Origin of the sequence: Embleya hyalina (assembly GCF_003967355.1) — a bacterium.
In the GTDB taxonomy this organism is placed as follows: Bacteria; Actinomycetota; Actinomycetes; order Streptomycetales; family Streptomycetaceae; genus Embleya; species Embleya hyalina.
Genome location: NZ_BIFH01000018.1, coordinates 46,979 through 68,751 on the forward strand (window position 1 = coordinate 46,979; position 21,773 = coordinate 68,751).

Genomic DNA, 21,773 nt, shown 5'->3' on the forward strand with positions numbered 1-21,773 from the left:
GGGGACAGAGTTCGGGGGGTCGATGTTGTGGGGTCGCTTCATTGTTGCGGGTGATCACACCCGGTGAGACTGCGAGGCATGACGACATTGCTCGATGGGCTCGTAGGCAAGGCGCTGCGGCGCGAAACGCCCTCCCGCGACGAGGCGTTGGCCGTGTTGACGGGGGCGGAGGAGACGCTGGACATCGTCGCGGCGGCCGGGCGGGTGCGGCGGCACTTCTTCGGTCGGCGGGTGAAGCTGAATACGATCATCAATATGAAGAGCGGGCTGTGCCCGGAGGATTGCTCCTATTGCTCGCAGCGGCTCGGGTCGTCGGCGGAGATCCTGAAGTATTCGTGGATCTCGCCCGAGGAGGCCGCGCGGACCGCCGATCAGGCCGTACGGGCCGGTGCCAAGCGGATCTGCCTGGTGGCGAGCGGACGCGGTCCGGGCGCTCGCGACATCACCCGGATCGAGGACACGATCGCCGCGGTCAAGGAGGGCAGCCCCGAGGCGGAGATCTGTGTCTGCCTCGGGTTGCTCTCCGACGGTCAGGCCGAGCGACTGGCCGCCGCCGGGGCGCACGCGTACAGCCACAACCTCAACACGAGCGAGGCGCGCTACGCCGACATCTGCTCGACGCACACCTTCACCGACCGTACCGACACCCTCCGTCGCGCCGGCGCGGCGGGTTTGTCGCCGTGTTCCGGGGCGATCTTCGGGATGGGCGAGTCGGACGAGGACATCGTCGATCTCGCCTTCGCACTGCGCGAGTCGGACCCGGACTCGGTGCCCGTCAACTTCCTCATCCCGTTCGAGGGCACCCCGCTCGCGGACAACTGGGAGCTGACGCCGGAGCGTTGCCTGCGCATCCTGGCGCTGTTCCGGTTCTGCTTCCCCGACGTCGAGGTCCGCCTCGCGGGCGGCCGGGAGATCCACCTGCGCAGCCTCCAGCCGCTCGCGCTGCACCTGGCCAACTCGATGTTCCTGGGCGACTATCTGACCAGCGAGGGCCAACCGGGCACGGACGACCGGCAGATGATCACCGACGCGGGTTTCGTGATCGAGGGCGTCGACGAACGGACCCTGCCCGACGCCCGGCACGACCTGGTCGCGATCCGGCGGCGGGGCGCGGGCAGCGACCTGCCGGCCAACACGTGACCGCCGGGAGGCGCCTCCCGGCGCCGCTCGACGGGCGACCGGGTCGAGTGCGTACCGGCCGCCGGGGCCGTACACCCGGCGAACTGCTCGACCTGGACCGGGAACACGTCTGGCACCCGTACGCCGCGATGCCGGGCACGATGCGGCCGCTCCTGATCGAGTCGGCCGAGGGAGTACGGCTGCGCCTGGCCGAACCGATCGGGGACGTCGAGGAGTTGATCGACGGCATGTCCTCGTGGTGGGCGGCGGTGCACGGCTATCGCCATCCCGTACTGGACGCGGCGATCCACGACCAGGTGGGGCGGATGAGCCACGTGATGTTCGGTGGCCTCACCCACGAGCCGGCGATCCGCCTCGCGCACACCCTGGTGGAGATCACCCCGGAACCGCTGCGGCACGTCTTCCTCGCCGACTCCGGCTCCATCTCGGTGGAGGTCGCGATGAAGATGTGCCTCCAGTACTGGCGGGGCCGGGGCCGCGGCGGCAAACGGCGCCTGCTGACCTGGCGCGGCGGCTACCACGGCGACACGTGGCATCCGATGTCGGTGTGCGACCCCGAGGGCGGGATGCACCACATGTGGCAGGGCGCCCTGGCCGAACAGGTCTTCGCCGACGCCCCGCCGCGCGACTTCGACCCCGCCTATGTCGACCACCTGGACGCGCTGCTGACCCGACACCGGGACGAGGTGGCGGCCGTGATCGTCGAGCCGATCGTGCAGAACGCCGGCGGGATGCGCTTCCACTCCCCGCGCTACCTGCGGGTGCTGCGCGAACTGTGCACCACCCACGACGTGTTGCTCGTGTTCGACGAGATCGCCACCGGCTTCGGCCGCACCGGCGAACTGTTCGCCGCCGATCACGCGGGGGTCGGCCCCGATGTCATGTGCCTCGGCAAGGCCCTGACCGGCGGATACCTGAGCATGGCCGCCACGTTGTGCACGGAGGAGGTGGCGGCCGGGATCGGCGCCGGCGAATCGCCCGTACTCGCCCACGGTCCCACCTTCATGGCCAACCCCCTGGCCGCGGCGGTCGCGAACGCCTCGCTGGACCTGCTGCTCGACCAGGACCGGCGGACGAACATCGCCCGGATCGAGGCCGCCCTCACCGCCGGCCTGGCCCCGGCCCGAACCATTCCCGGTGTTCGCGACGTTCGTGTCCTCGGCGCGATCGGCGTGGTCGAACTCGACCACGAGATCGACCTGCCGACCGCCACCGGGGCGGCCACGGAACACGGCGTCTGGCTGCGCCCGTTCCGCAACCTGATCTACACGATGCCGCCGTACATCACCACCGACGAGGACCTGGCCACGATCACCACCGCGGCCCGAGCGGCCGCGGCCGCGACCTGACATCGCGCGGAGGCGGCCTCGGCGCGGTGCGGCCCGCGCCACGCGTACCGGCCGACACGGGCTTTCGTCCCTCCTGCCCGACCGCGTCGCCGTACCGCCCGCAGCCCGGCCGGGTCCGCCTACGCGGCGGGCACGGTTCGGAGCGTCGCGGCCAGGCGGGCGGGTGCCCCCGGCGTGCTCACCAGCGGCCGCGAGACGTGGGCGGTCTCCACGCAGACGAACTCCCGGTAGCCGTCGTCGGGTACGTCCGCCATCGAGCGCGCGAGGTCGGCGCCCGGGTTCCACACGACCACATCGGTGTGCCCCTCGTGGCGCACCTCGACGACCCGCTTGCCGGCGGGATCCTCGACCGGGCTCACGTCGCCGGGGTGGGTGTACACCCGATCGGTCCGCCCCCGGAAGGCGACCCCCTCCGCGGCCGGGGCGGCGTGCACGGGCGTGTCGAGGACCTTGTCGACGTACGGCCCGCCCAGACCGGTGACCCGCACCTCGTCCAGGTCACCGACCCGCAGATAGGTGTGCAGGGCGGCGGTGCTCTCGAAGTCGCCCCCGGCCTCCAGTTCGATCCGGCACTCGCGCCCCAGCACGAACCGGGCGAAGACCTCGAACTCGTGCGGCCAGTACGCCCGCGTCTCCTCGCTCGCCCGCAACACCAGCGTCAACCGCACCGCCTCGTCGCCGGAAACGGCCTCGTCCCCGACCCCGCTCTCGTCGACGTCGAGCAGTTCCCACGGCAGGATGCGCGCGAAGCCGTGAGTCGGTCGACCCGCCGCGCCGAACCACGGCCAGCAGATCGGCACTCCGCCCCGCACCGCTCGCCCCTCCTCGAACGCCGTGGTCTCGCTCAGCCACAACACCGGCTCCTCGCCCGCCGGTTGCCAGTGCAGCAACTGGGCGCCCTGGAGGGTGACCGCGGCGCGCACACGCGGATGGGTCACCACGACCACCGGCAGCGCGCCGACCCGACGCAGCGTGGTGTGCGCGCCCAACCGCCGGTCGACGGGAAGGGCGAATACGTCTTCGGGCACGTCGGGACCCCTCACACTCGGCGGGACGGCCGTCGCCCGCACAACCCGCCACAATGCCACAACCCCACTCGCCGTCCTCCGGTACACCCGCGACGACGCGCGACGCGCCCTGCGCCGGCCCGGATCGACCCGGCCGTGATCGGGCCGGGTACCGGGTGGTTTCGGCCGGCACGCGGGCGCGTATTCGGTGGTTTCCGAGGTCGTGGGGATCGTCGGCGGCGGGGTGCGCCGACCTCTCGGCCCGGCTGTCCGCGCGGGTGTGGGGCGGCGACGAGGTAGGCCACGCAGCGTATACGGCCGCTCACGGACACCTCCGAGCCGGTGTGCGGCACCGGGGCCGGCGGGGTGTGGCGCGGCCGCCTCGGAGGGGTGTTCGAATGGCGTGGATTCGGCTCCTCAAGTCGTGATCATCAATGCGACGATCTGATGATCGACGGGGCTTCCGCCGGCGCGGCGGCGTTTTTCCCACCACCGGAAGGGGTCACGTTCGTGGACTCGCTGGATCTGAAGACGGTGCGCACCAGCCTCGACGGGGCGGTGTTGCGGGTGCGGTTGGCCCGGCCGGAGGCGGGCAACGCGCTGGACGAGCAGATGCTGGACGATCTCCTCGCGGTGCTGGCCGAGTTGCGCTCGCGCTCCGACGTTCGCGTCGTGGTGTTGTCCGGTGAGGGCGATTCGTTCTGCGCGGGCGGTGATCGTGGCGAGATGTTGCGGCTGGCGGCCGACGATCCCGGGGGTCCGGCCGTGCGCCGGCTCGGCGAGAAGGCGCGGGCGGTGTGCGAGGGGCTGGCCGCCGCCGACCCGGTCACCATCGCCCGGGTGCACGGTCAAGTGGTCGGCGCCGGGTTGGCCCTGGCGATCTTCTGCGACCTGCGGGTGGGCGACATCGAGACCCGCTTCCGCATGCCGGAGCTGGCCCTCGGGGTGCCGACCGCGTGGGGTGGTGCGATGGCCCGGTTGATCGGCGAGGTCGGCGCCGCCCGGATCCGCGAACTCGTGTTGACCGCGGACATGTTCGACGCGCCCACCGCGCACCGGTTGTCGATCCTGCATCGGGTGGTCCCGGCCGTCGACCTCGACGACGCGGTGAGCCGCTGGGTCAAGCCCGTGGTGCGCCGCCCGGTCGCGGCGCTGCACGCGACGAAGACGCTGATGAACGCGTACAGCCGAAGCGACCGGTACGGGGATCTGTCCCTGCTCGACGGGCACTTCCTGTCCGCGTTCCTGGGCGCCGGGACGGCCCGCTGATCCGCTGCCGTCGGAGGCCGGTCGCATCGGCGCGGCGCGACCGGCCTCCGTCGGGGCGGGTCAGCGCACGCTCACCCGCATCGCGGTGATCCGGCGAAACGCCAGGCGGGGCTCCCACGTCGGCGGCGCGGTGACCCGAAGCGCGGGCAGCCGGCGCAGCATCGCCTCGAGCAGGAGACCGGCCTCCAGACGGGCCAGGCCGGCGCCGATGCAATAGTGGATGCCGCCGCCGAAGGAGATGTGCCGGGCCCGGCGCGTGACGTCGAAGGCGTGTGCGTCCGGGGTCAGGGACGGGTCGTGGTTCGCCGAGGCCAGCATCGTGTGCACGACCTCGCCCCGCGCGATCGCAGTCCCGGCCAGTACCAGGTCCCTACCCGCGTAGCGCGTGGTCACGGCGATCGGCGGGTCGTAGCGGAAGACCTCCTCCACGGCGTCGGCGAGGGCCATCGGGTGGGCACGCAGCCAGGTTCGCTGTCCCGGATGCCGGTCGAGGGTCCAGACCATCGTGGACAGCAGCGTGGAGGTGGTCTCCAAGGACGCGATGACGGTGAACATGGCCAGCGCGTACACCTGTTCGTCGGCGAGATCGCGGTCCGGCTCCAGTGCGTCCCAGGCGCGCAGCCAGCCCGAGATCACGTCGTCGCCGGGCTCGGCGCGGCGGCGTGCGACCAGGGTGGTGAAGTATTCGCGCAGGCCGCGGATGGCCTCGTCGGCGGCCCGGAGTTGGCGTTTGACGGGCAGCAACTCCTGGGCGTACGCCTGTGCGTGGGTGAGCGCGCGGAGCAGGTCGAAGTCTTCGGGCGGCACGCCGAGCCAGTGTCCGACGGTGGCCACCGGCAGTTGCTCGCCGACGAGTTCGGCGAAGTCCGCGTCCCCTTCCCCGGCCTGCTCGATCAGGGTGTCGATCAGTGTGTCGGCCACTCGGCGCACCTTCGGGCGCAGCGCCTCCAGGGTGCCGCGGTCGAAGATGGTGTTCACCGATCTGCGAACCCTGGTGTGCTCGGGCGGATTCAGCGCCACCAGCGTCTGCTCGAGTTCGCGCGAGGAGGGGGTCGACCAGCGGGAGTCGTCGGACTGGCGGGCGCGCCACGCGTGATCCAGGGCGAGCCAGTCGGGGCTGCGCAACACCTCGTCGCAGGCGCGGTGGCCGGTCGCGAGGTATCCTCCCCAGGGAGCGGGCACGACCTCACCCAGCTCTCGCAAGCCGGCGTACAGCGGCAGGGGATCCGCCTGACCGGCCACCGAGCGCAGGCGGGACAACAGGGTGACGACGCTTCTGCTGTCGACGACGGTGGATGACGCGGAAGACTGCACGACGGCTCCTTCGAACTCGACACGATGTCAACGGACGACTCGGCACAGCGTTGATCGATCGGGCCGCCGGGGCGGGGCGGCCGACGATGAAGGGTGTCTGCGGTTGTCGGGGGGCATTCGGCACGGGTGTGTGCCGCCGCCTCGTTCGGGTGCGCCGAGGTCGGGCCCGGGAGCGAACGAACGCCTCCCGGGCCGCGACGCCGGCACCGACGGTGGGTGGTGCCGCCCGCCTGGTACGGCGGGGTCGGAATGGGGCTACTGGCCTCGCCACCAGTTCAGGAACGAGCTCCACACGCCGCCCTTGCGCGCCCCGGATTCCGGGCGTTCGGGAGCGGTGGCGGGGCGGGCGGGCACCGGCTCGGCGGTGGGTGCCGGGCGCGGCGCGATCGGGGTGAAACGGGCGGGCAGCGCGGTCAACGCCCGGTTGAACGGGCCGGGTCGCCAGTCCAACTCGGCTACCGGGACCGCGAGTTCCAGGTCCGGTAGGCGGTTGAGCAGCTTTTCGATCGCGGCGGTGGCGATCAGCCAGGCGGAGTCCTTGGCCGGGCAGGCGTGCGGTCCCGCGCTCCAGGCCAGGTGCGAGCGGTTGCTCGGCCGGCGGCCCTGCGCGATCAGGGCGGGGTCGCTGTTGGTGGCGGCGAAGCTGATCACCACCGGGGTGCCGCGCGGCAGGACCACGCCCGACATGTCCACGTCCCGCACCGGATAGTGCACGGCGTAGTTCGCCATCGGCGGGTCGGTCCACAACACCTCGTCGAGCGCGTCCTCGACGGAGGCGCCGCCGCCGAACAGGCTGGCCGAGAACCGTTCGTCGGACAGGATCAGCCGCAACCCGTTGGCGATGAGGTTGCGTTGCGGTTCGGTGCCCGCGCTCATCAGCATGACGAGTTGATGGATCATCTCCTCGTCGGTGAGCCGGTTCGGGTGGGCCATCAACCACGAGGTGACGTCGGAGCCGGGCTGTTCGCGCTTGAGCGCGACGAGTTCGACGAGGGCGCCGGTCAACATCGTGTTGGCCGCCTCCGCGTCGCCCACCGCGTCGAAGATGCCCGCGATGCCCGCGACCAGACGGTCGCCCAACTCGGGTGGACTGCCGAAGAGTTCGCTGAACACCAGGAGCGGCAGCGTCTTCGCGTAGTGGTTCAGCAGATCGACGCGGCCGGTGCCCGCCCACTGGTCGACGAGGTAGTCGGAGCTGCGTTCGACGAAGCGGCGCAGCTGGTACGGGTCGATCCGGTCGAGGCTGTCGGTGACCGCCTGGCGCAGCCGCAGGTGTTCGGCGCCGTCGGAGAACAGGGCGTTGGGCCGATACATCATCATCGGCACGACCGGACTGTCGGCGGGGACGGTCCCGTCGGCCAGCGCGAGCCAGCGGCGGGGGTCCTTGGCGAACAGTTCGGGGGAGTGCAGTACGCGCAGCGCGGCGGCGTGGTCGGTGACCAGCATCGCGTCCACCCCGGGCGCCAGTTCCACCGGCGCGGCCACGCCCTGGCGGCGCAGGTGTTCGTACGCGGCGCGCGGGTCGGCGGAGAACGTCTTGTCGTACAGGGGAAGGGCCCCGCCGGCGTGCGCGGGGCAGCCGGGGGGCGGGCCGGCGTGTGCGCCGGGGGAGGGGGCCGATCGATCGAGGGGGCCGGTGTTCCCAGTGTTCACGCGAGTTCCTTGGATGCCCGGAGCTGGAGGTAGCGGACGAGGGCCATCAGGGCCTCGGTCGAGGAGGCGCGGTCGCGGGCGTCGCAGGTGACCAGCGGCGTGTCCGGCAGCAGGTCGAGCGCCGCGCGCAGCTTCTCCAGGGGATGTTCGACGGAGCCGTCGAACCGGTTGACGGCGACGGCGTAGGGCACGTCGTACTCCTCCAACAGGCCGATGACGTCGAAGGATTGGTCGAAGCGCTGGGGGTCGATCAGGACCAGCGCGCCGAGTGCGCCGACGGTCATGTCCTTCCACACCTGGGCGAAGCGCTGTTGCCCGGGGGTGCCGAACAGGTAGAGCACGAGTCGGTCGCTGAGGGTGAGGCGGCCGAAGTCGAGGGCGACCGTGGTGGTGGTCTTGCGTCCCGCGCCCGTCAGATCGTCGACGTGCGCGCCGGCCTGCGTCATCGTCTCCTCGGTGCTGAGGGGACGGATCTCGGACATGGTGCCGACGAAGGTGGTCTTGCCGACGGCGAAGTGCCCCACGATCAGGATCTTCGCCGCGATCTTGACGGAGTCGGCCAGGTACACGTCCGCGGCGGCGCCGTCAGAGACGGGCAAGGCCATCCAGCACCTCCTGCAGGAGTTGGGTCTTGGGGAGTTCGGCGGCGGGGATGGGTCGACGGGTGGCGACCAGGCCGGTGTCCATGAGGTCGGACAGCAGCACCTTGACCACGCCGATGGGCAGGGCCAGGTGTCCGGCGACCTCGGCGACGGACAGGATCCCGCCGCGGCACAGGGCGAGCAGGCGGGTGCTCTCGGGGTCGAGGATGTGCGGGGACTCGTCGCCGGGCAGCGCGATCACCAGGCTGACCAGGTCCAGACCCGCACGTGTCGGGTGACCGCGGCCTCGGGTGATGACGTAGGGGCGTACTAAGTCGGCGGCGTCGGATTTCGCCGTGGGGTCGTCGGTCATACCGAATGGTCCGCATTCCGTCGGGGCGGGCTGGTCAATTCCTTTCCTAGTTGGCGCACGAGCTGCTGCATGCGGAACGTGATGATCTCCATGTCCACGTTCTGCGTGGCAGATACAGCCAGATAGGCGCCGGGGCCCGCCGCCACCAGGAAAATGAATCCGTTGCCGAACTCGACGAGCGTCTGCCGCCAGGGCGACTCGGAATCGCCGATGAACTCCGCCGTGCTCCGGCTGATCGATTGCAGTCCGGACAGTGCCGCCGCCTGGCGGTCCGCCTCGTCCCGGGATATCCCGTCGGAATGCGCGCGCAATATTCCGTCCGCGGACAACAGGATGGCGTGCCGAGCCTCCGGGACCTTGAGGGCGTCGTTGAGAATCCAGGCCAGGTCGTTGCTCATCGGCTTTCTTGCCCTTTGTCGTCTGTCTCGGGGACGCGGCCGGAGCGGGTTCCGCGCAGGAACGCGCCCATCAGCCCCGCGGTCTCCGCGTCCGAACGGTCGGGGTTCTCGGTCGGCGCCGTCGCCTGTGCGTGCTCGACCGGTCGTGGGGCCCGGCGGCGGCGCTGGGGCAGTTCCCCGTCCAAGGCGGCGGCTCCTCCGGTGGGGGCGGACGCGGCGGCGGGTACGGCCGCGGCCGGCTCGACGTCGGCGGAGGCGCGCGACACGCGGGCCACACGCCGGGGTGCGGCGGCCGGGGTGGGATCGGCGTCGACGGCGGTGGTCAGCAGTTCGGAGGGCAACATCACCACCGCGCGCATGCCGCCGTAGGGCGACCGGGTGTCCACCGAAACGGTGAAACCGTACTGGGCGGCGAGCATGCCGATGACGGGGAAGCCGAACTGGGGCGGGTGTCCCAGCCGCGTGATGCCGACGGGTTCGGTGGCGCCGAGGAAGCGCGCCGCGCTCTGTCGGGCCTCCTCGTGCATACCCACACCCGCGTCGTCGACCATCACGCACACCCCGTTGGGCACGGTCTGGAAGTTGATCTCGACGGTGGTGTGCGGCGGGGAGTAACTGGCGGCGTTGTCCAGGAGTTCGGCCACCGCGAGGGCGACCGGCTCGACTGCGCGGCCGATCACCGCGACGTTGGACTGCATCCGGATCTCCACCCGCAGGTAGTCGCGGATGCGGCCCTTGGCGCCGCGCATGACGTCGTACAGCGGTGCGGCGGCGCGCTGGCGTCCGGTCCAGCCGCCGCAGAGCGCGGCGATGACCTGGGCGCGGCGACCGAACTGCGAGTTCATGTGGTCGATCGCCAGGAGGTCCTGGAGCAATTGCGCGTCGACGTAGTTGTTCTGCATGTCGGAGATGGCGACCTGCTGCTCGCCGGCCAGCGCCTGGAGGGTGCGCATGGCGGCCTTGAGCGCGTTCTTGGCCGAGTGGTCGGCGCGGTCGCGGGCGTCCTCGATGGCGGTGGTGAACATCCCCACGACCGTCTCGATCCCCTGCGCGTAGGGGGTTCCACGCAACTGCTCGTGGCGGAGGAGGGATCCACGGATCCGGTCCCCGGTCTCGATCAGGGCCGGCAGCAGCACGCGGACGACGTTGTCGATCTCCTCGTCACGCATGCGCACGTCCTCGGCCAGCAGGCGATTCCTCTCCCTCAGGTCCCTGACGGTTATTCGGCTGCGGGCCACGTAAACGGCCGCGGCACAGGTGCCGGCCACCCCGTACCAGAGTGCGGGGTCCTGTACAAAATTCATTCCCACGGTCCTCGTCGCGCTATCAGGCGGGCAACGGCGCACGCAGCGAGTGGAATCCGGGGTCGACCGGGTGCCCGAGGCACGTCACCGGGTCTGCGTCCCGCGCATCGCGATAAGTGCGACCCGCCCGCTGCACATTTCACTGTCGCCGTTGCTCTCTCGTCGATGGGGCGTAGCGAGTGTAGTGGCGCAGAGTTCCCCGTTCCGGGGGCCGACGACACTTCTTCTTTCACCGTGACTGCATGCGGGCGACCATTCCCGGGATGGGGCGATATGTCCGTCATGTCGATGAATGACAGCCGAATACGACGTGCCGAAGGTTCGGGACACGAATTCCCGGAGCCGGCCGGACGGGCGGGGGAATTGGCCGGAATGCATGGGTCATTCGGGGCATGCCGACCATTGCGCCCCCCGTTTCCCGGGCGCGTCGCGGCCATCGGTCCGACACGATCCGACCCCTCGACGCACACGGAGGGCGACTTCCCGAACCCAGGACGACAATCTGTTGTGAGGATGTTCACGCATCGTCAGCCTCCCCTCCACAACACCTCGACGGAATCCCCCGCCCCACCGGCGAACGACCCGACCACGACGCGGCCCCGCCCCACACCGAATCCGGCCGGACTTCCGCGCCGGCCGGCGCGGGGATTTCGGCCTGGAGGCGTGTTCGGCGGGGGAATTGTGGTTCGGGTCGTTCGCGTGTTCGGTGTCGGGTGGGGTCGGTCAGGGGTGCGGGGTCGAGGGCCCGGCCGGGACCCGGGCGATGGGTGGTGCGGCCGGGCGGTTCCGACTCTGCTCCCGGTGCGGGGCGGGAGGCAGGGGCGTTCGGCCCTGGACTTCGGCGTCGCGGCCGGATCCGCGATGCCTCATCGCGCCGCCGGCGGTCGCGCGAGACGAACGTGTTCAGTGCGTGCCGCGGCCGCAGCCCGCGACCGGCGGCGCTCCCGGGGCGGGCGGGGGCGTGGTCGACGCGGCGTGTGCCACCTCGGCGCCGTCGATCAGCCGGCCGTCGAGCACCACGGCGTGGATGGCCGTCGTGTTGCGGATGTCGCGCAGCGGGTCGGCGTCGAGCACGACCAGGTCGGCGAGTCTGCCCGGCTCGATCGTGCCCGGGGTCGAGCCCGCCCCGAGCAGGGCGGCCGGTTCGCGGGTGGCCGCCTGAAGCGCCCGGAGCGGGGACAGGCCACAGACGACGAGCAGTTCCAGTTCCCGATGCAGCGCGAACCCCGGGACCAGGTAGGGGTTTCCGGTGTCGGTGGCGGCAGGAGGGCTGGGTGCGTTCCGTACCCGGCAGCGGCACGCTGGTGAACGAACGGCCCGGCGGTCGGCGCGGACGCCCGGCGGCCGAGGAACCCGCCGACACGGTGCCGGCGTTGGACCGGCCGATCGCCGTCGCGATCGACATCGCCGACCGGGAGGGGCGTACCGCCCTGACCATGCGTCGACTGGCCGGCGAGTTGGGCGTCGGCGCCATGTCGCTGTGGAGTTGTGCGCCCGCGTGCAGTGGCGGGCCTACCGGAGGCACCCGTGGCTGACCACGACCATGCTCGACTCGCTCGTCCGCCCACCCGCCGTACCCAGCGGAATGTCGCACGTCGACCGGCAGTTGTGCGCGCTCGCCGGCCTCGGCCTCTCGCCCCGAACCGCGCTGCACACGGTGATCGCCCTCGACGGCTACGTCGGCGGCGTCGCGGCGAGCAACGCCTTCGAGGTCGAAGCCGAACACGTCACCGGGATCAGCGGCGCTCGGCGACTGGCCGCGAGCCCGGACCTGATGACCGAGATCTTCGCGTCCGGCCGCCTCGACACGCCGGCCGCGGCCATCCCGGAGCAGGCCAAGACCCTCGCCGACCTCGACGAACTCTTCGAATTCGGACTGCGTACCCACCTCGACGGCGTCGCCGCACTGATCGCCGCCGCCTCCCCCTGATCCCGCTCGACCCGGCCCGACCCCGACCGACACCCCGGATCGGTACAGTCGGGCGTCGCGATCGACACGGGACGACGAGGGACGGAGACGCCGGTGTCCGAGCACGAGATCGAGGACCTGGTCGCGGATTCGATTCGGGTCCTGGACACGCACACCGCACCCGGCGATCCGCGCGTTCGGGACTGGTTCGCGGCGCTGTACGGATTCCAGAACGGATACGACTGCTCGTTCACGCACTTCCGCGTGCTGGACATCCTGCTGCGTCGCGGGCACACGTACCGCTTCCCGCTCGACCGGCACCCGGATCACGCCGCGCGACCCGAACGCTTCGAGGCACTGACCGGGTTCACCGGACTGCGTACCTTCGACGAGGACGCCCCCGACTTCGACGGCTACGAGTCGTGGCTGGAAGACGGCTACGTCGACCCGCCGTTCCTCTACTGCGACACCGGCACCGCGCTGTGGCGGCGCATGGTCGACGCCGGCGAACTGCGCGGCCCCGACGCCGTGCCGCCGCGCCGCGTGCAGCCGATCGACGTGGTCCGCGAGATCGCGGTGGCCGCCGAGCGGGAGCAGGACGCCGAACTCGTCGGCATGTGGTACGCGTTCGGCTGCGCCACCCTCGTCGGCGGCCCCGCGGGCTGCCCGTTCGACGTCGACGAACTCGCCGAGATGCCCGCCGTCCGGGACCTGCGCGCCGTGGTCCGCCGCACCGACGCCCTGCCGATCGCCCGACGATCCCCGTACGCGGTGCCCGTCGAGCACGCCGACGACGAGGATCTCGAAGCCTGGTGGTGGCGGCTGTAGTTCGGTGTCCGGACATGCGTGGGGCGGGCCCGGCCGGGCCCGCCCCACGAGGGAGGCTCAGTCGCCGGTGAGGATGACGAGACGGCGGGTCGCCCTCGTCATGGCGACGTAGCGGTCGACCGCGCCCTCGATGCCGCCGCCGAAGGTTTCCGGGTCGATCAGCACGACCAGGTCGAATTCGAGGCCCTTCGACAACTCCGGGGTCAGCGAGTGCACGCGGGGCGTCGAGCGGAACGTGGGATCGCCGATCACGCAGGCGATGCCCTCGTCGTGCGCGGCGAGCCAGTCGTCGAGGATCGTGGTCAGCTCCGACGTGGAGCCGTACCCGACCGGGATGCCGCTGCCGCGGATGGACGTGGGCACGTTGGCGTCCGGGAGCACGGCCCGGATGACCGGCTCGGCCTCCGTCATGATCTCCTCGGGCGTGCGGTAGTTGATGCTCAGCGACGCCATGGTGATCCGGTCCAGACCGACCCGCTCCAGCCGCTCCCGCCACGACTCGGTGAAACCGTGCCTGGCCTGGGCGCGGTCGCCGACGATGGTGAAGCTCCGGGACGGGCAGCGCAGCAGCAACATCTGCCACTCCGCGTCGGTCAACTCCTGCGCCTCGTCCACGACGATGTGCGCGAACGGACCGGCGAGCAGGTCGGGTTCGAGGCCCGGCCGGGCGGCGGACTCGTCGACCAGGGAGGTGCGCAGGTCCTCGCCGCGCAACATCGTGACCACCCCCTCGCCGTCGTCGTCGGCGGCCACCAGGGCGTCGACGACCTGCGACATGTTCTCGCGTTGGGCCGCGAGGGCGGCCCGCTGCCGACGCATGCGTCGGGACGCCTCGGGGTCGCCGAGCCGCAGCCGTGCCGCGTCCAGGAGCGGCAGGTCGGACACCGTCCAGGCGTCGGCTTCCTCGCGCCGCAACCTCCGTACGTCGTCCGCGTCGAGCCAGGGGGCGCACATGCGCAGATACGCGGGTACCGTCCACAGGTCGCCGACCACGTCGGTCGCTTCGAGCAGCGGCCAGGCGCGGTTGAAGGCGGCGAGCAGTTCCCGGTTCCGTCGCAGGGACCGGCGCAGCAGCTCCGGCGAGGCCTCGTCGTCGTCGTGCTTGTCGACCAGGATCGTGAGCAGTTCCTCCCAGATCCGGTCCCGGGCGTCGTTGTGCGAGATCCCGGGTTCGGCGGCCTCGAACGCCTCGGCCCAGTCGGCGACGGTCAGCCGGATGTCGGACCAGTGCGTCGTGACCGTCATGCCCTTGGTGGGCGGCTCCTCGTAGAACGCGACGGCCTTCTCGATCGCCCGCACGAGCCGCGCCGACGCCTTGAGGGCGGCCACCTCGGGATCGGCCTCGACGGTCGCGCCGGCCCCCTCGGGGAGCAGGTCGCGCAGCGTGCAGGTCTGTACGCCCTCCTCGCCGAGACCGGGCAGGACGTCGGCGACGTAGTTCAGGTAGGGCTGGTGCGGGCCGACGAACAGTACGTTGCCCCGGCGGTGGCCCAGGCGCGGGTCGGCGTACAGCAGGTAGGCGGAGCGGTGCAGGGCGACGACGGTCTTGCCGGTCCCCGGGCCGCCGTCGACGACGAGGGCGCCGGCGGAGCCCGCGCGGATGATCGCGTCCTGGTCGGCCTGGATGGTGCCCAGGACGTCGCGCATCCGGGGCGAGCGGTTGCCGCCGAGGCTCGCGATGAAGGCGGACTGGTCGTCGAGCGCGGCGTGGCCGACGATGCCGTCGGTGGTGAACACCTCGTCCCAGTAGTCGCCGATCCGGCCCCGGACCCAGCGGTAGCGGCGGCGACTGGCCAGCCCCATCGGGTTGGCGTGGGTGGCGCCGAAGAAGGGTTCGGCGGCGGGGGTGCGCCAGTCGATCAGCAGTCGGCGGCCCGTGTCGTCGGTCAGGCCCAGGCGTCCGACGTACACGGTCTCGCCGGCCGCGTCGACCATGTGTCCCAGGCACAGATCCAGGCCGAAGCGGCGCAGGGCGCGCAGGCGCGTGGTCAGTCGGTGGATCTCGATGTCGCGGTCCATCGCCCCCCGGCCCCGGCCGCCCGGCGACCTGCGCTCGGTGTCGAGCCGGTCGGACAACTCGGCGATCTGCTCGTCCAGGCAGGTCGCGATGGCCGCGAAGTGCCGCTCGTCGTCGGCGATCAGCGCCGGGTCGGCCTTGGCGGCGAGGCGGTCGGGGAGGTCGAACGCGCTGGTGGTGACGGGGTTCACGGCATGGCTCCGATCCGGGGTCGCCGGGCGACCGTGGTGCGTGGCAGGTTGCGGCTCGACGGACGCGCGAGGTTCACGCGGATACCGACGAGCGATCCCGGCCGGGACATCGGCTCGACGTCCCCGCGCGACCCGAACGTCGACAACAACACACGCACTTCTCGACTCACCCATTTCCGCGGATTCCGGCCGGGCTTCGGCTCAGGTCGATGATTCTGCGGTACACCGGGGGCCTTGCCGCAAGGCCCCCGGTGCGCTATATGTTGGTTGTGGCGAGGAGAGGGTTTCTCCTCGTCGTTTTTTTGTCCGCGGCGTCTCAGCGGGTGTCCGCGCCCCGCCGGCCGCGCGCCGTCATCGCCCACGCGGCCGGCACCGCGGCGAGGAGCAGGACGCCGGCCGCGGTCAGGGCGTGTCGCGCGCCGACGGACGCGGATTGTCCGGACGCGTCGCCGGTCAGGTAGACGCCGCCGACGATCGCGACGCCGAGGGTGCCGCCGAGTTGTTGCACGGCGTTGAGGAGGCCGGCCGCCGAGCCGGTCTCCTGCGGGGAGAGCCGGCGCAGGGCGGCGGTGAAGAACGGCGGGGTGAACAGGCCCACGCCGAGGCCGGCCACGGCCAGTGCGAAGGGCAGGCCGCGCGGATAGTCGCCGGCGGGCGCGGCACGGTAGGCGAGGACCGCGGCGACCAGGCCGACGGCGAGGGTGGCGATGCCGGCGTGCAGGACGCGCCCGCCGTAGCGGGGGACCAGGACGCCGCCGGCCGCCCAGGAGGCGACGGCCAGGCCGGCGGACCACGGCAGGAGGGTGAGGCCGGCGGTGAGCGGACCCCGGTCCAGGCCCAGTTCCAGGTGCAGCACCACGGTGATCATCACCCCGTTCACGACCGCGAAGAACAGCGTGGAGGTGGCCAGTGCCGCGGGGAACGCACGACCGCGCAGCAGGGACGGCTCGACGAGCGGGGTGCGACCGGCGGCGGCCGTGCGGCGCTGGTGCACGACGAACCCGACCAGGACGAGCGCGCCGAGCGCGGCGGCGGCCCACGCGCCGGCACTCGGCGCACCGGTGCCGCCGGCGAGCGGGCAGACCGACAGCGCGGTGCCGATCGTGGCCAGTGCGGTGCCGGTCGGATCGAGGCGGGGACGCACGGGCGCGCGGTCCTCGCGCAGGCGCGGGGCGATCAGCAGTACGGCCGCGGCGAGCGGCAGGTTGACCACGAACACCGCGCGCCACGAGGTGCCGAACAGGTCGGCGTGGGTGAGCAGGCCGCCCGCCACCGGGCCGAGCACCGCGGACAGACCCATCACCGGGCCGATCGTGCCCAGCGCCCGGGGGAGTTCGTCGCCCTCGAACATGGCGCGGATCAGCCCGAACGTCTGCGGGACGATCAGCGCGGCGGCCACGCCCTGCGCCGCGCGCATGCCGATGAGCACGCCCACGTTCGGGGCGAGCGCGCAGGCCAGGGAGGTCGCGGCGAACGCGGTGACGCCGACGCGGAAGACGCGGCGCCGGCCGGCGATGTCGCCGAGACGGGCGGCGGTGAGCAGGCCGAGGGCGAAGGTGAGCGTGTAGGCCGCGCCGTACCAGGGGATCGCGGCGGCGGGGCCGCCCAGGTCGGCGTGGATGACGGGGCCGGCGACCTGGACGATCGTGGCGTCGAGGAGGTTCATCGCCTCGGCCACGAGCAGCGCGATCAGGGCGGTCCAACGCCACGGATACGCACCGAGGGCCGGCCGGCCGGTCGTGGTCGGGGCGGTGGCGATGGTGGGGTCGCCGCCGGGGGCGGTCGGGTGCTCGGACATGGGTTCCTTGCGGGTGGTGTGGTGTCGGGTCGCGCGGGTCGCGCGGGCCGCCGGGTCGTCGTCGTCCGGGGCGCCGTGTGGGCACCACCCTTGCCGTGCTTCGGCTCGTGATTCCATCGACAGCCACTGGATCGTCGATCTCATCCATCCGGCTCGGCTATTTTGAGGATTGTGATCGAACCGGACGACCTCGATCGTGGCCTGATCCACGCCCTCCACACGGACGCACGCGCGCCGTTCACCCTCATCGCCGACGTCCTGGGCACGTCGACGCAGACCGTGGCCCGCCGCTACCGTCGCCTGCACGCCGAGGCCGGCCTGCGGGTGGTCGCCCTGCCGACCCCGCGCAGCACCCGCGCGCACCAGTGGTTCGTGCGGTTGACCGCCGCCACCCGCACCGCCCACGACATCGCGGTCGCCCTGGCCCGCCGCGCCGACACCTCGTGGGTGCGGCTGACCTCCGGCGGTACCGAGATCGTCGCGATCATCCACACCCCGCCCGGCGGCCCCGACGCCCATTCCCTCCTGCTGCGCGACATCCCGCGCACCGCGGGCATCACCGCCGTCTCGGCGCACTACCTGCTGCACACCTACCTGGGCGGGCCCACCCCGTGGCGCGGTCGACTCGGCGCGCTCACCCCCGAGCAGGAGGCCCGGCTGCGCGGCCGGGACATCCCGGCCGACCCGACGCACGGCGAGCCGTACACGCTCACCGACGCCGACCTGCGCCTGGTGGCCGCATTGCGCGAGGACGGGCGGGCCGGCTACGCGGAACTGGCCGCCGCGACCGGCTCCACACCCGCCACCGTCACCCGTCGGCTGACCGAACTGCGGTCCCGCGGCGCGGTGTTCTTCGACATCGACATCGAACCGGCCGTACTCGGCGCCACCGTGTCCGCGCTGCTGTGGATGCAGGTCGCCCCCAGCCGCCTCGACGCGGTCGCCCACGCGCTGGCCCGCCACGACGAACTCGCCGTCGTGGCCGCCACCACCGGTCCCACCAACCTGGTCGCACACGCCCTGTGCCGCGACGCGGAGGACCTGCACCGATACCTGATCCACCGGCTCGCCCTGGACGCCGTCACCCGGATCGAGACCGCTCCGGTCCTGCGCACCTACAAGGCCGCCGCCACACTGCGCGCCTGACCCGGTGATCCCCCCACCTCCTCTCACCGACCGGGATCCGGACCGCGTGCGCGCGTGTCGGTGACCGTCAGTAGGTTCGTATCCGTACCCGCCGATCGTTTCGGACTCGGTGTGGAATCCCCCTCGGTGCAAAGGAGATGGTGTGTTGTCGGCATGGGAGGAGTCGAGCGTGGCCCGGGTGTTGCCACCCGCTCGGCCACGCAAACTCGCCAAGGTGCCGTTCGTCGAACTGGCCGACGGGCGCCTGCAGGGTGTGGTGTCCAGCGGTTCGGACATCGGGCGGGTCTATGTGTCCTCGGTCGCCGCCGGGGACTTCGCGTTCACATGCAGTACCAACAACAACCGCCCCTGCGGCGGCGCGCACGGAGGTTTCTGCAAGCACATCGAAGCCCTGATCGGCGAGGCCGTGCTGCAATACGGCGCCGAACGGGTCGCCCGCTACCTGCGGGTCGAGCTCGCGAACGGGCGATCCGAGGCGTGGGACATCACCAGGACCATGGGTGCGTCTCGCCCGCCGCAGGGGGACAAGACGGCCGCCGCGCCCGTGTTCAGCAGGTTCCTGCGCCATCTGGCCTACCTCGAACTCGTCCCCACCACCACGCCGCTGCCGGAGATGCAGTGGTTCCCGCCGACGAGGGCGGTGGCCTGATGCGCGCCGACCTGCTCGTCGAACCCGTCGCCGGACTCGACGAAGTCCTGGCCGTGGTGGACGCCTTCGACCGCACCCTCGTCGGCGGCCTGCTGCGCCCCCACCCCACCCAGGCCGGCGCCCTGGCCGAACTGGCCGCCGCCGTCGCCGGTACACCCCTGGCCGGCCGCGTCGCGGAGGCGGCCGAGAAGGCGGCGGCCGGCACCGCGAGCGAGGACCACCTCGTGGCCCTCGCCGCCGCCCGTACCGCACTCCTGGGCGCCGCCCACGACGCGCTCGTGACCCGCGCCGACGAGGCGACCGGTCGCGACCGCGGCGAGGAAGCGCAAGCGGTCCCGGCGGGGCAGGGGGAGCAGGCCGCGAATCTGCAGGCGGCCGCCCGCACCTGGCTCGCCGATGTGGCCCGCGCCGGCTGGCAGGGCATCGACCACGACCTGATCGCCGACTCCGCGCCGGTCGTCTTCGCGATGTTGCCCGACCCGACGCTGCGCCGCCTCGCGACGCTGCTCGACGGGTTCTCCGCCGAACTCGCCGCGTCCTGCCCGGGGGCGACCCTGGAGCGCTTTCCGCTGCGCCGCTGGGCCGACCTGTGGGCGCGCGCCCTGCTGCTGACCCGGCCGCGGGTCGACGCGGGACCGGCCGTCGGCACGGCCACCGGGCGACTGCTGCCGCTGGGCGTCGACGTCCAAGAGCACGCGACCGCCGCACAGGCCCAGGTACACGCCGTCTTCGAGCCCGCCGACGGGAGCCCGCCGCGCCTGGTCCGGGCGAGCGTGTCGGTGTCCAAGCCGGACACGGTCGTCGGCGTCGGCGTCTGGCAACTCCTGCGCCCCCACCTGTCGTTGCTCGCCGCCGCCGGCGAGGGCCGGGCGATGGACCTGACCGACATGCCGATCACCGCCGAGGGGGACCTGATCTGGGACGACGCACACGCGCGCACCGGCAGGCCCGCCGACGCCTTCGCCACCGCCCGGGTCGCGCTGCCCACCGCCGTCGCGGCACCGACCACGCCGCTGGACCGGCACCCGACGCGGATCGCGATCCCGGTGTTCCTGGAGGGGTACGCCGCGGCCGAGGACGGAGCGACGGCGTTGGTCCTCGCCGGACACCACATCCCCGTCGACGTGGACCGTATACCGACCGCCGGCCCGCTCACGCCCGAGGCGGTCGCGACCTCGACCGCGTGCATCGGCCTGCTGCGCTGGGACGCCGGGGCGTTCCGGATCCAGCCGCTCGCCGTGGAGACCACGGTCAAGAAGAAGACCGTCGCGCTGCACGCCGGCGCCTGGGCCGGCGGCACCACCGACAAACTCGGCGTCAAGGCCGAGAAGGCCGCCACCGAAGCCGTCGCCGTGCTGCGCGAGCGGGCCGGAAAGCTGCTGCGGAAATGACCGATCCCACCACCGACGGCACCGATCCCACGACCGAGGACACCGAACCGGCCGCCCACACCGCGGCGTCGACCGACGACCCGAACGAGAACCGCCGGCAGGTGCTGTACTGGCGACTGCTCGCCCGACTGTTCGACCCCGAGGAGCAGGCCGCCCTGGAATCGGCCTCCGTGGCCGTCGTCGAGGACATCGGCCTGCCCGCCGAACTGCTCGACCCGCGCGCGTCGGTCGACTCGATCGTGCAGCGACACCCGGACCTGGCCGCCGAGTTCGACGGCCTGATGGTGCCCGCGGCGGACGAGGACGGCCGCGATCGGGCCGCCGAGGTGCGCCGAGCGGCGATGGTGTCCAAGGTGCTGCTCAACGTACTCGCCACCGGCTCCGGCACGGTCAGCGCCGGGCAGTTGGCCGGCTGGCAGTCCGACGCCGGCTGGCTGGAGCGGGCCCTGGGCTGCAAGCCGGGGCAGTTGCGGGGCGGACGCGGGGGCGGCGGTGCGGGCACGGGCGTCTCCCCGACCGGCACCGGCGGCGCCGGAGGCACGCCCGACCTCGGCACCCTGATCCCCGAGATCGGCCCCGAACTCGCGGCCATCGAGGCCGACCTGGTCAAGCGTATGCAGTTGCGCGAGGTCCTCGCCGACCCGGCGCTCGCCGCTCGGCTGACCCCCAGCATGTCCCTGATCGAGCAGTTGCTCCGGGACAAGGACAACCTCTCCGGCGTCGCCCTGGCCAACGCCAAGGCGTTGATCCGCCGCTTCGTCGACGAGGTCGCCGAAGTCCTGCGCACCCAGGTGGCCAAGGCATCGGTCGGCACCCTCGACCGGTCGATCCCGCCCAAGCGGGTGTACCGCAACCTGGACCTCGACCGCACCATCTGGAAGAACCTCACCAACTGGAGTCCGGAGGAGGAACGGCTCTACGTCGACCGCCTCTTCTACCGCCACACCGTCCGCAAGACCACACCCTCGCGGCTGATCGTGGTCGTCGACCAGTCCGGCTCGATGGTCGACTCGATGGTGAACTGCACCATCCTGGCCTCCATCTTCGCCGGGTTGCCGAAGGTGGACGTGCACCTGATCGCCTACGACACCCAGGCGCTCGACCTCACGCCGTGGGTGCACGACCCCTTCGAGACGCTGCTGCGCACCAACCTCGGCGGCGGCACCGACGGCACGGTCGCGATGGCGCTGGCCCAACCCAAGATCGCCGAACCGCGCAACACGGTCGTGGTGTGGATCTCCGACTTCTACGAATGGCACACCGACCCTCTCTTCGAGAGCATGGCCGCCATTCATCGCTCGGGGGCCAAGTTCATTCCCGTGGGCTCGGTGACCAGCTCCGGCCGGGCCAGTGTCAACCCCTGGTTCCGGGAGCGGTTCAAGGACCTCGGCACGCCGGTGCTCTCCGGCCACATCCGCAAGCTCGTGCACGAACTCAAGACGTTCCTCGGTTAGAA

The 21,773-nt window shown here is 72.0% G+C and carries 20 protein-coding genes; 10 read left to right on the plus strand and 10 right to left on the minus strand.

The window, feature by feature from the left end; genetic code table 11:
- The first annotated feature begins 78 nt into the window (after positions 1 to 78).
- Positions 79 to 1,140 carry a biotin synthase BioB gene (gene bioB / locus EMA17_RS15835; RefSeq protein ID WP_126637664.1) on the plus strand — a complete coding sequence of 354 codons (1,062 nt, stop codon included), beginning with the start codon at positions 79 to 81 and terminating at the stop codon, positions 1,138 to 1,140.
- Positions 1,141 to 1,187: 47 nt separating this feature from the next.
- A complete protein-coding gene (locus tag EMA17_RS15840; RefSeq protein WP_281290503.1) occupies positions 1,188 to 2,489 on the plus strand; it encodes an adenosylmethionine--8-amino-7-oxononanoate transaminase in 1,302 nt (433 codons plus the stop codon).
- 119 nt (positions 2,490 to 2,608) lie between these two features.
- On the opposite strand, the gene EMA17_RS15845 is transcribed toward EMA17_RS15840, so the two are convergent.
- Positions 2,609 to 3,517 carry a D-hexose-6-phosphate mutarotase gene (locus EMA17_RS15845; RefSeq protein WP_126637665.1) on the minus strand — a complete coding sequence of 303 codons (909 nt, stop codon included), beginning with the start codon at positions 3,515 to 3,517 and terminating at the stop codon, positions 2,609 to 2,611.
- 489 nt (positions 3,518 to 4,006) lie between these two features.
- Here EMA17_RS15845 and EMA17_RS15850 point away from each other — a divergent pair, with 489 nt between their 5' ends.
- Positions 4,007 to 4,765 carry an enoyl-CoA hydratase/isomerase family protein gene (locus tag EMA17_RS15850; RefSeq protein ID WP_307721541.1) on the plus strand — a complete coding sequence of 253 codons (759 nt, stop codon included), beginning with the start codon at positions 4,007 to 4,009 and terminating at the stop codon, positions 4,763 to 4,765.
- A 60-nt stretch (positions 4,766 to 4,825) separates the two neighbouring features.
- Here EMA17_RS15850 and EMA17_RS15855 read toward each other — a convergent pair whose 3' ends face one another.
- The 7 genes from EMA17_RS15855 to EMA17_RS15885 all read right to left on the minus strand — a co-directional run bounded on the left by EMA17_RS15855 (position 4,826) and on the right by EMA17_RS15885 (position 11,624).
- Positions 4,826 to 6,079: a cytochrome P450 gene (locus EMA17_RS15855; protein ID WP_126637667.1), complete on the minus strand. Its 1,254-nt coding sequence runs from the start codon at positions 6,077 to 6,079 to the stop codon at positions 4,826 to 4,828.
- A 255-nt stretch (positions 6,080 to 6,334) separates the two neighbouring features.
- The gene (locus tag EMA17_RS15860; RefSeq protein WP_174861382.1) at positions 6,335 to 7,564 is read right to left on the minus strand and encodes a cytochrome P450; all 1,230 of its coding nucleotides are present in this window, start codon (positions 7,562 to 7,564) and stop codon (positions 6,335 to 6,337) included.
- Positions 7,565 to 7,728: 164 nt separating this feature from the next.
- Positions 7,729 to 8,337, minus strand: coding sequence for a GTP-binding protein (locus EMA17_RS15865; RefSeq protein WP_126637668.1), 609 nt, complete (start codon positions 8,335 to 8,337; stop codon positions 7,729 to 7,731).
- Entirely contained in the window at positions 8,318 to 8,686 is a 369-nt protein-coding gene (locus tag EMA17_RS15870; protein ID WP_126637669.1) for a DUF742 domain-containing protein, read from the minus strand. The genes EMA17_RS15865 and EMA17_RS15870 overlap by 20 nt, the downstream gene beginning before the upstream one ends.
- Complete coding sequence (locus tag EMA17_RS15875) at positions 8,683 to 9,084, minus strand: roadblock/LC7 domain-containing protein (RefSeq protein WP_126637670.1); 402 nt, start codon at positions 9,082 to 9,084, stop codon at positions 8,683 to 8,685. The genes EMA17_RS15870 and EMA17_RS15875 overlap by 4 nt, the downstream gene beginning before the upstream one ends.
- Entirely contained in the window at positions 9,081 to 10,388 is a 1,308-nt protein-coding gene (locus EMA17_RS15880; RefSeq protein ID WP_246126696.1) for an ATP-binding protein, read from the minus strand. Before EMA17_RS15880 ends, EMA17_RS15875 begins: the two co-directional genes overlap by 4 nt.
- A gap of 903 nt (positions 10,389 to 11,291) precedes the next feature.
- Positions 11,292 to 11,624: an amidohydrolase family protein gene (locus EMA17_RS15885; protein WP_126637671.1), complete on the minus strand. Its 333-nt coding sequence runs from the start codon at positions 11,622 to 11,624 to the stop codon at positions 11,292 to 11,294.
- Positions 11,625 to 11,662: 38 nt separating this feature from the next.
- On the opposite strand from EMA17_RS15885, the gene EMA17_RS51765 reads away from it, so the two are divergent.
- The 3 genes from EMA17_RS51765 to EMA17_RS15895 all read left to right on the plus strand — a co-directional run bounded on the left by EMA17_RS51765 (position 11,663) and on the right by EMA17_RS15895 (position 13,125).
- Positions 11,663 to 11,923, plus strand: coding sequence for a hypothetical protein (locus EMA17_RS51765; RefSeq protein ID WP_160161422.1), 261 nt, complete (start codon positions 11,663 to 11,665; stop codon positions 11,921 to 11,923).
- The gene (locus tag EMA17_RS51770; protein ID WP_160161423.1) at positions 11,887 to 12,318 is read left to right on the plus strand and encodes a TetR/AcrR family transcriptional regulator C-terminal domain-containing protein; all 432 of its coding nucleotides are present in this window, start codon (positions 11,887 to 11,889) and stop codon (positions 12,316 to 12,318) included. The genes EMA17_RS51765 and EMA17_RS51770 overlap by 37 nt, the downstream gene beginning before the upstream one ends.
- A gap of 93 nt (positions 12,319 to 12,411) precedes the next feature.
- Positions 12,412 to 13,125 carry a hypothetical protein gene (locus EMA17_RS15895; RefSeq protein ID WP_126637673.1) on the plus strand — a complete coding sequence of 238 codons (714 nt, stop codon included), beginning with the start codon at positions 12,412 to 12,414 and terminating at the stop codon, positions 13,123 to 13,125.
- A gap of 57 nt (positions 13,126 to 13,182) precedes the next feature.
- Here the strand turns inward: EMA17_RS15895 and helR are convergent, their stop codons facing one another.
- Together helR and EMA17_RS15905 are read right to left on the minus strand one after the other, a co-directional pair.
- On the minus strand, positions 13,183 to 15,333 hold the full coding sequence (gene helR / locus EMA17_RS15900) for an RNA polymerase recycling motor ATPase HelR (RefSeq protein ID WP_126637674.1): 2,151 nt from the start codon (positions 15,331 to 15,333) through the stop codon (positions 13,183 to 13,185).
- Positions 15,334 to 15,649: 316 nt separating this feature from the next.
- The gene (locus EMA17_RS15905) at positions 15,650 to 17,131 is read right to left on the minus strand and encodes an MFS transporter (protein WP_126637675.1); all 1,482 of its coding nucleotides are present in this window, start codon (positions 17,129 to 17,131) and stop codon (positions 15,650 to 15,652) included.
- A gap of 171 nt (positions 17,132 to 17,302) precedes the next feature.
- Between EMA17_RS15905 and EMA17_RS15910 the strand changes: the two genes are divergently transcribed.
- The 4 genes from EMA17_RS15910 (at position 17,303) to EMA17_RS15925 (ending at position 21,771) form a co-directional block, all read left to right on the plus strand.
- Complete coding sequence (locus tag EMA17_RS15910; RefSeq protein ID WP_126637676.1) at positions 17,303 to 18,277, plus strand: Lrp/AsnC family transcriptional regulator; 975 nt, start codon at positions 17,303 to 17,305, stop codon at positions 18,275 to 18,277.
- 145 nt (positions 18,278 to 18,422) lie between these two features.
- Complete coding sequence (locus tag EMA17_RS15915) at positions 18,423 to 18,926, plus strand: hypothetical protein (RefSeq protein WP_126637911.1); 504 nt, start codon at positions 18,423 to 18,425, stop codon at positions 18,924 to 18,926.
- Complete coding sequence (locus tag EMA17_RS15920; protein WP_126637677.1) at positions 18,896 to 20,317, plus strand: hypothetical protein; 1,422 nt, start codon at positions 18,896 to 18,898, stop codon at positions 20,315 to 20,317. Before EMA17_RS15915 ends, EMA17_RS15920 begins: the two co-directional genes overlap by 31 nt.
- Positions 20,314 to 21,771: a vWA domain-containing protein gene (locus EMA17_RS15925; protein ID WP_126637678.1), complete on the plus strand. Its 1,458-nt coding sequence runs from the start codon at positions 20,314 to 20,316 to the stop codon at positions 21,769 to 21,771. Before EMA17_RS15920 ends, EMA17_RS15925 begins: the two co-directional genes overlap by 4 nt.
- Positions 21,772 to 21,773 lie beyond the last annotated feature (2 nt).

What these genes read in the sequence shown, in the direction of transcription:
- bioB (WP_126637664.1), top strand. Translation starts at nt 79, where the DNA reads ATGACGACATTGCTCGATGGGCTCGTAGGCAAGGCGCTGCGGCGCGAA.
- EMA17_RS15865 (WP_126637668.1), bottom strand. Translation starts at nt 8,337, where the DNA reads ATGGCCTTGCCCGTCTCTGACGGCGCCGCCGCGGACGTGTACCTGGCC.
- EMA17_RS15870 (WP_126637669.1), bottom strand. Translation starts at nt 8,686, where the DNA reads ATGACCGACGACCCCACGGCGAAATCCGACGCCGCCGACTTAGTACGC.
- EMA17_RS15875 (WP_126637670.1), bottom strand. Translation starts at nt 9,084, where the DNA reads ATGAGCAACGACCTGGCCTGGATTCTCAACGACGCCCTCAAGGTCCCG.
- EMA17_RS15880 (WP_246126696.1), bottom strand. Translation starts at nt 10,388, where the DNA reads ATGAATTTTGTACAGGACCCCGCACTCTGGTACGGGGTGGCCGGCACC.
- EMA17_RS15905 (WP_126637675.1), bottom strand. Translation starts at nt 17,131, where the DNA reads ATGTCCGAGCACCCGACCGCCCCCGGCGGCGACCCCACCATCGCCACC.
- EMA17_RS15925 (WP_126637678.1), top strand. Translation starts at nt 20,314, where the DNA reads ATGACCGATCCCACCACCGACGGCACCGATCCCACGACCGAGGACACC.